The organism is Streptomyces sp. NPDC002092, assembly GCF_053593775.1.
Map to the genome: position 1 here is coordinate 119,396 of NZ_JBSFDG010000021.1, position 12,987 is coordinate 132,382.

Here is a 12,987-nt window from a genome sequence, read left to right on the forward strand (position 1 = left end):
ACCTCTACGAAACGGACATTGACCCCCTGAAGCCATCATTCCGCTCCTGATCATGGCGACTGGGACACCGCTCCCACCTGGGCGACTCGCTCGCATAAGTCCGTTATGGACGCAATCACTTTCTACGTCCGGTAATCCCGCACTCACGTGCAGTCACGTGCCTCACGGCATAGTGCTCGGCCCTTGTTGGAGATCCGGCACTGTGCTGGAATTCCACGGACCGCCGCAGGATCGAGCCGGCGCACAGGGGGCGCGACGAGCGTCGCGTGCGGCGAGAAGGGGGAGCCAGCGCCGGTCACTTCACGACCCAGGGGGCGCATTCAGGGCGCCGCCTAAAACGCCGACACCGTGTCTTTCCGTTCACGCGGAGGGGCGCCTGGTCCAGAGGTTGCGACGCTAGTGCAGGGACGTTTCAAGAGGGATGGCAGTGCTTCGGCGGAGCCGGAGCCGCACGGCGGGACTGGCCCCAATGCCGGCAGTCCCTCCCCCCAGCACGCCCAGAACCCGGGCCCGGCACCGTCCGGCGACGGCCAAGAGCGCTCCGGGCGCTCCGGCGCGTCGGCACCTCCCGGGTCCCCCGGCTCCGCCGCTCCGGCGGTCAAGCCGCCCAGCGGTCCGAGCGGTCCGGGGTCCCGTGTGGCCCTGCGCAACTGGCGCATCTCCACGCGCCTGGTGTCGCTGCTCGCGCTTCCCGTGGTGGCGGCCACCTCGCTGGGCGCCCTGCGCATCAGCGACAACGTGAACGAAATCCAGCAGCTCGACAACATGAAGCTGCTGACGGACATGACCAAGCAGGCCACCGAGCTGGCCGACGCGCTCCAGAAGGAGCGCGACCTGTCCTCCGGTCCGCTGGCGCACGGCTCCAAGGCGAGCGACTACACGGTCAAGGGCTACCGGGACAAGACGGACCGGGCCAAGACCAACTTCATCGACTCCGCCGAGCAGATCGACACGTCCAGCAAGGACGGCTCGCTCCAGGGCGTCCGCGAGAGCCTCGTCGGCGTGGTCGGCGACCTCGAACAGCTGTCGAAGATCCGCTCCAGCGCCTACCAGGCCAAGAACAACTCGACCCAGACCGTCGAGGCCTACCACCGCCTGGTCACGCACCTGCTGAGCCTCTCCCAGGACATGGCCGAGGCCACCAGCAACCCCGAGATGATCCAGCGCACCCGTGCCCTGGCCTCCTTCTCCTCCGCCAAGGAGTACGCGTCGATGCAGCGCGCCGTCCTGGCGGCGGCGCTCCCCGCGAACAACACCACGGTCGGCGACCTGTCGGAGAACGACCGGCTCTACGCGCAGTCGGCGCTGGAGAGCCAGAAGTCCGAGCTGCGCAGCTTCCGGAGCATCTACGGCACCGACAAGGCCACCGCTCTCCTCAAGCCCATCGAGGAGAACAACACGACGATCACGGCCAGCGACAAGTACGCCAGCCGTGCCCTCGCCTCCCAGAACGCCCTGGACGACCTGCCGAAGCGCTCGTACCAGGACTGGGTGGACGACAGCTCGACCAAGATCGAGCAGATGAAGAAGATCGAGCACACGCTGCTCGAGGACATGGAGCAGAAGGCCCGCGAGCTGCGTTCCGCCTCCGAGCGTGAGGCGATCATCTCCGGTGCGCTGATCCTGCTCGTGCTCGGTGTCTCCCTCGTCGGCGCCTTCGTCATCGCGCGCTCCATGATCCGCTCGCTGCGCCGCCTGCAGGAGACCGCCAACAAGGTCGCCCAGGACCGGCTGCCCGAGCTGGTCAAGCAGCTGTCGGAGTCGGACCCGCAGGACGTCGACACCTCCGTCGAGTCGGTCGGTGTGCACTCCCGGGACGAGATCGGCCAGGTGGCCGCGGCCTTCGACGACGTGCACCGCGAGGCGGTCCGCCTCGCCGCCGAGCAGGCCCTGCTGCGGGGCAACGTCAACGCGATGTTCACCAACCTCTCGCGCCGCTCCCAGGGCCTCATCCAGCGTCAGCTGTCGCTGATCTCCGAGCTCGAGTCCCGTGAGGCCGACCCGGACCAGCTGTCCTCGCTGTTCAAGCTGGACCACCTCGCGACGCGTATGCGCCGTAACGGTGAGAACCTCCTCGTCCTCGCCGGTGAGGAGCCCGGCCGCCGCTGGACCCGCCCGGTCCCGCTGGTCGACGTGCTCCGCGCCGCCGCCTCCGAGGTGGAGCAGTACGAGCGCATCGAACTGGCCGCCGTGCCGACCACCGAGGTCGCCGGCCGCGTGGTCAACGACCTCGTGCACCTGCTCGCCGAGCTGCTCGAGAACGCGACCTCCTTCTCCTCGCCGCAGACCAAGGTCAAGGTCACCGGTCACGCGCTGCCCGACGGCCGCGTCCTGATCGAGATCCACGACACCGGCATCGGCCTCTCCCCCGAGGACCTCGCGGCGATCAACGAGCGGCTCGCCTCGCCGCCCACCGTGGACGTCTCCGTCTCCCGCCGCATGGGTCTGTTCGTGGTCGGCCGGCTGTCCCAGCGGCACGGCATCCGCATCCAGCTGCGCCCGTCCGACTCCGGTGGTACGACCGCGCTGGTCATGCTGCCCGTCGATGTCGCCCAGGGCGGCAAGAAGCCGCAGCCCAAGCCGGGTCAGGGCGCCGGTGGCTCCGGTGGTCCCGCCGCCGCGCAGGCCGCCGCGGGTGTGGCCGCCGCACGGCGTCAGGCCGGTGCCGGTGCGCCCGGTGGTGGCGCCCTCGGTGCCGGTGCTCCCTCCGGTGGTGGTCTGCTCGGTGCCGGTCAGGGCCCGCGGGCCGCGCTGCCGGGTGCCGGCGACGGCCGTCCGGGTGCGCCCGGCGGAGCGCGTGGACCGCAGTCCCCGGCAGCCCCGCAGCAGGGCCGGCCCGCTCCCGCGGGTGCGGGCGGCTTCGGTCAGGCGCCGGGTGCGCCGCAGGGTCTGCAGGCCGCGGGCATGAGTCAGGACAGCTTCGGCGGCGCTCGCGGCGCCTCCCCCAACGTCGAACAGACTCGGCCGGGGGCCCCATCGCCGCAGTCCTCCAACAACGCCGACGCGGGCAACGAGCAGGGCCGCGGCCGGCGTGGCCGTCAGCCGCAGCTGCCGGGCCGTGGCGGTCCGCGTGCCGAGCTGCCGGGCGGCAACCCGCAGTCCAGGCCGAGCTGGAGCGACGAGAACGCGCAGCCGCCGGTGCCGCGGGCCTCGCTCGACACCCCGCGCGGCCACGACGAGACCTCCCGGATGCCGCGCATCGACGCGACGTCCGAGATGCCGGCCATCCCGCGGTCCGACGACCGTCAGGGCCCCGGTTCCACCTCGGAATTCGCCCGCCCCGACTTCGGTGCTCCGGCGCCGGGCAACCCGCAGCACACCGGCCAGTTCGCCGCCCAGGACTTCGGGGCGCAGCAGCCGGGCAGCAACGGTTCGCAGAACACGGGCCAGTTCGTCCGCTCGGACGTCTTCGGCGCTCCGTCCGGCCAGAACGGGCGAGGCGGCCAGAACAACCCGAACCACCAGAACAACCCGAACAACCCCGCCAACACGGGCCAGTTCGCGAGCCCGCAGGCGTACGACGGCAGCTCGACGGGCCAGTTCGCCACCCCGGGCTACGACAACGGCTCCACCGGGCAGTTCGAGCGTCCGGCCGGCGACTTCGGTGCTCCGCGGCAGCCGGCTCCCCAGCGTCCGCAGCAGCGTCCTGTCCGCCAGGAGCCCGAGGCACTGCCGCCGGCGCCGGGTCCGGGCGACGGCCGTACGCCGCTGTACGACACGCTGGAGACCAACTGGTTCCACGGCCAGCAGGGCGGTCAGCAGAGCAACGGCTCCGCACCGGCCCCGCAGCAGCCGCAGGCTCCGGCCGCTCCCGCGGCCCCGCAGCACTCCGCGGCTTCACAGCGTCCCGCCACCTCTTCCTGGCGCACCTCGCCGAACGACGATCTCGTCCGGCAGGCAGAGCGTGTCAGGCAGCCGGCGGCGGGCGGCGTCACCACCTCCGGCCTGCCGCGCCGGGTGCCCCGGGCGAACCTCGTTCCGGGCACGGCTCAGCAGCAACAGCACCAAGCCGGTCCGCAGGTCTCGCGTGCGCCTGACGACGTACGCGGCCGGCTGACCAATCTCCGTCGGGGCATCGCGCAGGGTCGCCAGGCCGGTACCGGCCAGACCGGCAGTTTCCCGAGCCCCACTCACCAGCAGGAGCGTTAGTTGAGCCAGATGAGCCAAGCGGCACAGAACCTCAACTGGTTGATCACCAACTTCGTGGACAACACCCCGGGTGTGTCCCACACCGTCGTCGTGTCCGCCGACGGTCTCCTTCTGGCGATGTCGGAAGGCTTCCCCCGTGACCGCGCCGATCAGCTGGCGGCCGTCGCATCCGGGCTGACCTCGCTGACGGCCGGGGCCTCCCGGATCTTCGAGGGCGGCAACGTGGCGCAGACGGTCGTCGAGATGGAGCGGGGTTTTCTCTTCCTGATGTCCGTCTCGGACGGCTCGTCCCTGGCCGTGCTCGCGCACCCCGAGTGCGACATCGGCCTGGTGGGCTACGAGATGGCGCTGCTCGTCGACCGGGCAGGTGCGGTCCTCACGCCGGATCTCCGCGCCGAACTACAGGGCAGTCTGCTCCACTGACCCGCCCAGGATCCACCCCCGTCACCACATCACCGTCCGGCCGCCACAATCCCCCCACGGCCAATAAGACGGCCAGCCCGACCGACTTGCTGTCCCGCCCGGAGGATTCATGACCCCGCCCACCGCCTCTCATGATCCGTACGCGGAGCCGTACGAGGACGAGGGCGACCAGCCACTGGTACGTCCGTACGCGATGACCGGTGGCCGGACCCGGCCCCGCTATCAGCTGGCCATCGAGGCGCTGATCAGCACCACGGCCGACCCCGCAGCACTCATGGGGCTACTCCCGGAGCACCAGCGCATCTGCCACCTGTGCCGTGAGGTGAAGTCGGTCGCAGAGGTGTCGGCGCTTTTGTCCATGCCGCTGGGCGTGGCCCGGATCCTTGTCGCGGACCTGGCCGAGGCCGGGCTCGTCGCCATCCACCAGCCTGGTGGCGACGAGACGACCGGTGCGCCGGACGTGACCCTGCTCGAAAGGGTGCTCAGTGGACTTCGCAAGCTCTGAACCGAGTCGTGCCACCACCTCCGCCAAGATCGTGGTGGCGGGCGGCTTCGGCGTGGGCAAGACCACGTTCGTCGGCGCCGTCTCGGAGATCAACCCGCTGCGCACCGAGGCCGTCATGACCTCCGCTTCAGCGGGCATCGACGACCTCACCCACACCGGGGACAAGACCACCACCACGGTGGCCATGGACTTCGGCCGTATCACCCTGGACCAGGACCTGATCCTGTACCTCTTCGGTACGCCGGGTCAGGACCGGTTCTGGTTCATGTGGGACGACCTGGTACGCGGTGCGATCGGCGCGGTGGTGCTCGTGGACACCCGGCGCCTGGCGGACTGCTTCCCCGCGGTCGACTACTTCGAGAACAGCGGCCTGCCCTTCGTCGTCGCGCTGAACGGCTTCGACGGGCACCAGCCGTATGCTCCCGAGGAGGTGCGCGAGGCGCTGCAGATCGGTCCGGACACCCCGATCATCACGACGGACGCCCGGCACCGCGCGGATGCCAAGAGTGCGCTGATCACGCTGGTCGAGCACGCTCTCATGGCACGGCTGAGGTAACACCCAAATCAGCCATGCCATACGGCAGTTGTCGTAGACGCATCGGAGCCGGCTGTGGCCTTTGACACGGTCGGCCCCGGTGTTCATAACGTTTCGGCAGAGGAATCGGGTGGCACGGCCACGCGTCGTTGCCAAACGGTCTCACTGCGCTCACATCAGCCCCGTCTTTTGGCGGGGCTCGTTCTTTATGACCGTTTTATCTGGGGCTTACATCACACGGAATCCTCGCTTTCCACTGTTTGGAAGAGCGCAGGTCGTCGTGCTGGAATGCCTGAACTGCCCAATAGTCAAAGACGTACTCGGTAGTACTGCGTACTCAATGGCGTACTGGGCTCTGAGACACTGCGGCACAACGTTGGTGCCCGCCGCCGAGAGGTTGTTGGTCGAGTGAGGCGAAGCAAGAACGGTCCCGAGCCGTCGGCCCGGGGCAACTTCACCCCGCCGCCGCGCGGAGCGGCGCCCGCCCCTGTGCCCGGTTCGGAACCGACGGCCGTACCCGCTCCGAGCGGCGGTCGTTTCTCCCCCCGCAACTGGCGGGTGCCGACCCGGCTGAACGCGATCCTGCTCATACCCGTGACGGTCGGGCTCGTCATGGGCGGCTTCCAGGTGAAGAGCTCGATCGACACCTGGCAGGAGGCACAGGACGCGGAGAACACCGCACGACTGGTGCGGGCCTCGCTGACCTATGCCAACGCGGTGAACAACGAGCGCGACATCACCGCGGCACCGCTGCTCAAGGGCAAGAGCGCGACCGCCAAGGACAAGGCGACCGTCGACGCGGCCCGCAAGGCCACCAACGACGCAGCCGACGCCTTCGACGCGGCGGCGCAGCACATGCCGCAGAAGTCCGGCCTGCTGCGCCGCCTCAAGCTGTTCCGCCAGGCCGAGCCGCAGCTGGCCACCCTGCGCGCGACCGCGTACTCCTCCAAGGTCCACGGAGTGCAGACCGAGGAGGGCTACGTCGCCGTCGCCCACCCCCTGATGGAGTTCGCCAACGAGCTGGGCCTGGGCACGGGCAACATCACCAGCTACGGCCGGACCGTCTACGCCATCTCGCTCACCCAGGCCGCCCTGTCCCTGGAGCGGTCGATCGGCATGCATCTGCTGATCGCGCCCGGCCCCAAGAAGGACGACCTCGCCAAGCAGCGCGTCGCCCTCTCCTCCTACGCCTACCTCGAAGGCATCGCCATCGAGGAGTACAAGGCGGGCGGCACCGAGGCGGACGCGCAGAAGCTCGTCGACCTCGAGACGAAGGCCAAGGCCGAGGGCGTCGCCCAGGCCAAGCAGGCCGCCGCGCAGGCAGCCGCCAACAACCAGGCGTACGTGCCGCCGCCGTCCGACCCGACCGCCATGGTCACGGCCCTGTCGTCGCTGCAGTCCACCGACACCGCCGACCGCGCCGTGCTCGCCGCGAAGGGCATCACCGCCGAGAACTGGTGGGGGGTCACCACCCTCCGGGCCGACGTGTACCGCAAGATCCAGGCGGACATGGCCGACAAGGCCGTGAACGAGGCCTCGAACATCGCCGACAACGCCAAGCGTGACGCCCTGATCACGGGTGCCGCCGTCATTGTCGCCCTGCTTCTCGCGTTCATCCTGGCCGGTGCCGTGGCCCGCCAGATGTCCCGCTCGATGCGCCAGCTGCGCAACGCCGCCTTCGGCATCGCCGAGCAGCGGCTGCCGATGCTGGTCGACCAGCTCTCGCGCACCGACCCGGGCCGTGTCGACACCCGCGTACAGCCCATCCCGATCAACACCCGCGACGAGATCGGCGAGGTCGCCCGCGCCTTCGACCAGGTCCACCGCGAGGCGGTCCGGCTCGCCGCCGAGCAGGCCCTGCTGCGGGGCAACATCAACGCGATCTTCACCAACCTCTCGCGCCGCAACCAGTCGCTGATCGAGGGCCAGCTGACCCTGATCACCGACCTGGAGAACAACGAGGCCGACCCGGACCAGCTGGAGAACCTCTTCCGCCTGGACCACCTCGCGACCCGTATGCGCCGCAACGGCGAGAACCTCCTGGTCCTCGCCGGCGAGGAGCCCGGCCGCCGCTGGGACCAGCCGGTCCCGCTCATCGACGTGGTGCGCGCCGCCTCCTCCGAGGTGGAGCAGTACGAGCGCATCGAGCTGTCGGGCGTGCCGGAGGCCGAGATCCACGGCCGCGCGGTCACCGACCTCGTGCACCTGCTCGCGGAGCTGCTGGAGAACGCGACGACGTTCTCCTCCCCGCAGACCAAGGTCCGCGTCACCGCGACCCGGCTGCCCGACGGCCGCATCATGATCGAGATCCACGACAAGGGCATCGGCCTGACCGCCGAGGACTTCGCGGACATCAACCACAAGCTCGCGAACCCGCCCACCGTCGACGCGGCGATATCCCAGCGCATGGGCCTGTTCGTGGTCGGCCGGCTGTCCGACCGGCACGGCATCCGGGTCCAGCTGCGCCCCTCCGGCGAGCAGGCCGGCACCACCTCGCTGGTCATGCTGCCGGACGCGATCACCCACGGCGGTGGCGGCGAGCAGCAGCAGCCGCGCGACGAGTTCACGGTCTCGCAGATCATCCCGGAGCAGAGCTACCAGGGTGAGGACTTCAACAACGGCCTGCCGATGCGCACGGCCGCGGAGCTCGGCTTCGACGACACCCGCTACGCCGACGTCCCGGACGACATACGCGAGCTGGACCCCGTCGGCCGCTCGCTGATGCGCGAGGAGCGCCGTGCGGCCCTGGAGGCCCAGGCGCAGGACCAGCCGGCCCAGGAGTCCCCCGAGAGCCCCTACGCCGACGCGTTCGACCAGCCGTCCTACGACAACGGCCTCGGCGGCTTCCCCGAGCAGCAGCCCGGCGGCTACGACCCGCGCCCGGCCTACGACGAGCCGCAGCAGACTCCGTACGAGGAGCAGCAGCGCCCCGCGTATGACGAGCCGGCGCCGCGCCCGTCGTACGACGAGCCGTACTACGCGCCGAACGGCGGGCTTCCGCACAACGACACGTTCTCGTCAAACGGCGGCTACCCCGAGCCCTCCTATGCGGAACCCGTCCGCGAGGAGCGCGCCTCCGCCCCGGAGTCCTTCCCGGCCTTCCAGGAGCGCCGCCAGCAGGACGACTGGCCGCAGCAGGACGGCTACCAGAACGGCTACTCGTCCGAGTACGCTCCGGAAGCGGAATCTGCGCAGGCCGCTGACGTGAGCGAGCGTGACCGCGTAGGCTTCGACCGTCCGGGACCGGCCTCTTCCGCCGCCCACGCGCTGACCGACGCCGGACTGCCCCGCCGGGGATCGTTCGCGGGAGGTGCGAACGGCACGAGCGGTGCGAGCGGTCCGAACGGCGCGCGGCACGTGAGCCAGGATGCGCCGGCCCCCAAGCCGGAGAGCAACGGCGACGGCACCCGCGACTGGCGTTCGGCGAACGACGAGCGCTGGCAGCAGGCCTCCGCGCTCCGGAAGCCCAAGGCGGGCGGGGTCACCTCCTCCGGCCTGCCGCGGCGGGTGCCCAAGGCCAACCTGGTCGAGGGAGCCGCCGAGACCACCCCCCAGGGCGGCCCACAGGTCTCCCGCGCCCCGGAGGACGTCCGGGGCCGGCTGAGCAACCTGCGTCGGGGCGTCCAGCGCGGACGCAACGCGAGCAGTGAAACGAACGGTCAGGGCTTCGGTCCTGACAGCACCTACAACCAGGAGCGTTAGTGTGAGCCCGATGAGCCAGGCGGCACAGAACCTGAACTGGTTGATCACCAACTTCGTGGACAACACCCCGGGGGTGTCCCACACCGTGGTGGTCTCCGCCGATGGACTCCTTCTGGCGATGTCCGAAGGGTTTCCGCGCGACCGCGCCGACCAGCTGGCGGCCGTCGCGTCGGGTCTGACCTCGCTGACCGCGGGTGCCTCGCGCATCTTCGAGGGCGGAAGCGTGAACCAGACGGTTGTGGAGATGGAGCGGGGATTCCTCTTCATCATGTCCGTATCCGACGGTTCCTCGCTCGCGGTGCTGGCCCACCCCGAGGCGGACATCGGCCTCATCGGGTACGAGATGGCTCTTCTGGTGGACCGTGCCGGTACGGTCCTCACACCGGATCTTCGTGCGGAGCTCCAGGGCAGCCTGCTCAACTGACAAACAGACGGTGCGTTTTGGCGTCCCGGGGCCGTAAGGTTTCGGGACGCGGCTCCACAGGCATTGGGTGCCCGGCACGGTCGGAGGAGGAGAAGAGAGTGGCAACACCCCCAGGCGGTTCGAATTCGGGCAACTGGTCGTACGGCCCTGCCCAGGGCCAGGGCGGCGGTTCCCAGAACCCGAACCGCTACAACTTCCCCTCCACCCCGAGCCAGCGGCGTCAGCACCCGTATGCGCCCCAGGGTCCGCAAGGCCCCGGGCCTTCACCGTACGACCAGCCGCCGGCGCCGCGTATCCAGCCCGTGCAGCCGCAGCGACGCGCTCCCGAGCCGGCGCCCGCAGGGTCGTCGAACAATCCCCTGGTGCGTCCGTACGCCATGACCGGCGGCCGGACCCGCCCGCGCTACCAGCTCGCCATCGAGGCGCTGGTGCACACCACCGCGCAGCCGCACCAGATGCAGGGCCAGCTGCCCGAGCATCAGCGGATCTGCAACCTCTGCCGCGAGATCAAGTCGGTGGCGGAAATCTCCGCCCTCCTGACGATCCCTCTCGGCGTGGCCAGGATCCTCGTCGCCGACTTGGCGGAGGCGGGACTGGTCGCCATCCATCAGCCCGGCGGCGACGAGAACGCCGGCGGCCAGCCAGACGTGACACTGCTCGAAAGGGTGCTCAGTGGACTTCGCAAGCTCTAGCGGCGGTCCTTCCCGCTCCACCACCTCGGCGAAGATCGTGGTGGCGGGTGGCTTCGGCGTGGGCAAGACCACGTTCGTCGGGGCCGTCTCGGAGATCAACCCGCTGCGTACCGAGGCCGTCATGACGTCTGCTTCGGCAGGCATCGACGACCTCACCCACACCGGGGACAAGACCACCACCACGGTGGCCATGGACTTCGGCCGTATCACCCTGGACCAGGACCTGATCCTGTACCTGTTCGGCACCCCCGGTCAGGACCGGTTCTGGTTCATGTGGGACGACCTGGTGCGCGGTGCGATCGGTGCCATCGTCCTGGTTGACACCAGGCGCCTTGCCGACTGCTTCCCGGCGGTCGACTACTTCGAGAACTCCGGTCTGCCGTTCGTGATCGCGCTGAACGGGTTCGACGGGAATCAGCCGTACAACCCGGACGAGGTCCGTGAGGCGCTGCAGATCGGGCCTGACACGCCGATCATCACCACCGATGCCCGGCACCGGGCGGATGCGAAGTCGGCGCTGATCACGCTTGTGGAGCATGCGTTGATGGCTCGCTTGCGGTAAGTATTTCCTTTGCGGCTACCGGGCTGCCCCGGACGGTTGTCGGCCGTCTGCGGGCAGTCTGTGGTTTGTCGCGCAGTTCCTCGCGCCCCTGAAAAGCAAAAGCACGCTGAAGGGCCCCTCTCTGCGAGAGGGGCCCTTCAGCGTGCTTACCGGCTCAGTGCCAGCTGTGCGGGGCCCTGAAGCCGGGCTCCCGCTCCAGGCGGCGCCAGCCGGCCTTGGGGCGGGTGTGGGGCTGGGCCTCGGAGGGGGCGGCCGCGGCGCGGGCCAGGAGGACGGCCGTGATGGCGGCGACTTCCTCGGGCTCGGCGTGGCCCTTCTCGACACGAATGTCAGGGGTGTTCATAGGTCTCAGTCTCCGTGAGAGAGGTTTCCGCGAGGGTGTCGCGGAGGGTCCGCTGGGTTACTGCGGGGGGTTGCCGTGCTTGCGGGACGGCAGATCGGCGTGCTTGGTCTGCAGCATCGCCAGGGAGCGGATGAGGATCTCGCGGGTTTCGGTCGGGTCGATGACGTCGTCGACAAGGCCGCGCTCGGCCGCGTAGTACGGGTGCATCAGCTCGGACTTGTACTCCTTGACCATGCGGGCCCGCATGGCCTCGGGGTCCTCGGCCTCTGCGATCTGTCGCCGGAAGATGACGTTGGCGGCCCCTTCGGCGCCCATCACGGCGATCTCGTTCGTCGGCCAGGCATAGGTGAGGTCGGCACCGATGGACTGGCTGTCCATGACGATGTAGGCACCTCCGTACGCCTTGCGCAGGATCAGCGAAATCCTCGGCACGGTCGCGTTGCAGTAGGCGTAGAGGAGCTTCGCGCCGTGGCGGATGATTCCGCCGTGCTCCTGGTCGACACCGGGGAGGAACCCCGGGACGTCCAGGAAGGTGACGATCGGGATGTTAAAAGCGTCACACATCTGGACGAAACGCGCAGCTTTTTCGGATGCCTCGATGTCCAGGACGCCGGCGAGGGTCTGCGGCTGGTTGGCGACGATGCCGACGACCTGGCCGTCCAGGCGGCCCAGCGCGCAGATGATGTTGCGGGCCCAGCGCTCGTGGACCTCCAGGTACTCGCCGTCGTCGACGATCTCCTCGATCACCTTGGCCATGTCGTACGGCCGGTTGCCGTCCGCCGGGACCAGGTCGAGCAGCACGTCGCTGCGGCGGTCCACGGCGTCCGTGGACTCCACCCGCGGCGGGTTCTCCCGGTTGTTCTGCGGGAGGAGGGAGAGCAGGTAGCGGACCTCGGCGATGCAGGTCTCTTCGTCGTCGTAGGCGAAGTGGCAGACGCCGGAGGTCTCCGCGTGCACGTCCGCGCCGCCCAGCCCGTTCTGGGTGATCTCCTCGCCCGTCACCGCCTTGACCACGTCAGGGCCGGTGATGAACATCTGCGAGGTGTCGCGGACCATGAAGACGAAGTCCGTCAGGGCCGGCGAGTACGCGGCGCCGCCGGCGCAGGGGCCGAGCATCACCGAGATCTGCGGGATGACGCCGGACGCCTTGGTGTTGCGCTGGAAGATGCCGCCGTAGCCGGCGAGCGCCGAGACGCCCTCCTGGATACGGGCGCCCGCGCCGTCGTTCAACGAGACCAGCGGGGCACCGGCCGCGATGGCCATGTCCATGATCTTGTGGATCTTGGTGGCGTGGGCCTCGCCCAGCGCGCCACCGAAGATGCGGAAGTCATGGGCGTAGACGAAGACCGTGCGGCCCTCCACCGTTCCCCAGCCGGTGATCACACCGTCCGTGTACGGCTTCTTCGCCTCCAGGCCGAAGCCGACCGCACGGTGCCTGCGCAGCTGTTCGACCTCCTGGAAGGAGCCCGGGTCGAGGAGCAGCTCGATGCGCTCCCGGCCGGTCAGCTTGCCCTTGGCGTGCTGCGCCTCGGTCGCCTTCTCGCTCGGGCCGGCCAGTGCCTGCGCACGGATCTCGTGCAGTTCGGCCACTCGCCCGCGCGCGTCCGTCGGCTCACCCGGCGCCTCATCCAAAACGGTCATGTAGTGACCTT

General features: G+C 69.6%; 10 protein-coding genes. 8 read left to right on the forward strand and 2 right to left on the reverse strand.

Features of this window, described 5'->3' with window-relative positions:
- Positions 1-399: 399 nt before the first annotated feature.
- From ACWCRD_RS37645 to ACWCRD_RS37680, 8 genes are all read left to right on the forward strand, one after another.
- Positions 400-4,149, forward strand: a complete 3,750-nt coding sequence (locus ACWCRD_RS37645) for a nitrate- and nitrite sensing domain-containing protein (protein ID WP_450970186.1) — start codon at positions 400-402, stop codon at positions 4,147-4,149.
- A gap of 9 nt (positions 4,150-4,158) precedes the next feature.
- The gene (locus ACWCRD_RS37650; protein ID WP_003973453.1) at positions 4,159-4,572 is read left to right on the forward strand and encodes a roadblock/LC7 domain-containing protein; all 414 of its coding nucleotides are present in this window, start codon (positions 4,159-4,161) and stop codon (positions 4,570-4,572) included.
- A 109-nt stretch (positions 4,573-4,681) separates the two neighbouring features.
- A complete protein-coding gene (locus tag ACWCRD_RS37655; protein WP_030943001.1) occupies positions 4,682-5,077 on the forward strand; it encodes a DUF742 domain-containing protein in 396 nt (131 codons plus the stop codon).
- Complete coding sequence (locus ACWCRD_RS37660) at positions 5,058-5,633, forward strand: GTP-binding protein (RefSeq protein WP_115905688.1); 576 nt, start codon at positions 5,058-5,060, stop codon at positions 5,631-5,633. The genes ACWCRD_RS37655 and ACWCRD_RS37660 overlap by 20 nt, the downstream gene beginning before the upstream one ends.
- Positions 5,634-6,020: 387 nt before the next feature.
- Complete coding sequence (locus ACWCRD_RS37665; protein ID WP_450970187.1) at positions 6,021-9,314, forward strand: nitrate- and nitrite sensing domain-containing protein; 3,294 nt, start codon at positions 6,021-6,023, stop codon at positions 9,312-9,314.
- Between the two features lie 10 nt (positions 9,315-9,324).
- Positions 9,325-9,738 (forward strand): roadblock/LC7 domain-containing protein, encoded by a 414-nt coding sequence (locus tag ACWCRD_RS37670; RefSeq protein WP_005479603.1) that lies wholly within the window; start codon positions 9,325-9,327, stop codon positions 9,736-9,738.
- 98 nt (positions 9,739-9,836) lie between these two features.
- The gene (locus tag ACWCRD_RS37675; RefSeq protein WP_030942992.1) at positions 9,837-10,430 is read left to right on the forward strand and encodes a DUF742 domain-containing protein; all 594 of its coding nucleotides are present in this window, start codon (positions 9,837-9,839) and stop codon (positions 10,428-10,430) included.
- Entirely contained in the window at positions 10,411-10,992 is a 582-nt protein-coding gene (locus ACWCRD_RS37680; protein ID WP_026248371.1) for a GTP-binding protein, read from the forward strand. The genes ACWCRD_RS37675 and ACWCRD_RS37680 overlap by 20 nt, the downstream gene beginning before the upstream one ends.
- A gap of 154 nt (positions 10,993-11,146) precedes the next feature.
- Here ACWCRD_RS37680 and ACWCRD_RS37685 read toward each other — a convergent pair whose 3' ends face one another.
- Both ACWCRD_RS37685 and ACWCRD_RS37690 read right to left on the reverse strand, forming a co-directional pair.
- Positions 11,147-11,335, reverse strand: coding sequence for an acyl-CoA carboxylase subunit epsilon (locus ACWCRD_RS37685; protein WP_344404892.1), 189 nt, complete (start codon positions 11,333-11,335; stop codon positions 11,147-11,149).
- A gap of 57 nt (positions 11,336-11,392) precedes the next feature.
- Positions 11,393-12,976, reverse strand: a complete 1,584-nt coding sequence (locus tag ACWCRD_RS37690) for an acyl-CoA carboxylase subunit beta (protein WP_450970188.1) — start codon at positions 12,974-12,976, stop codon at positions 11,393-11,395.
- Positions 12,977-12,987 lie beyond the last annotated feature (11 nt).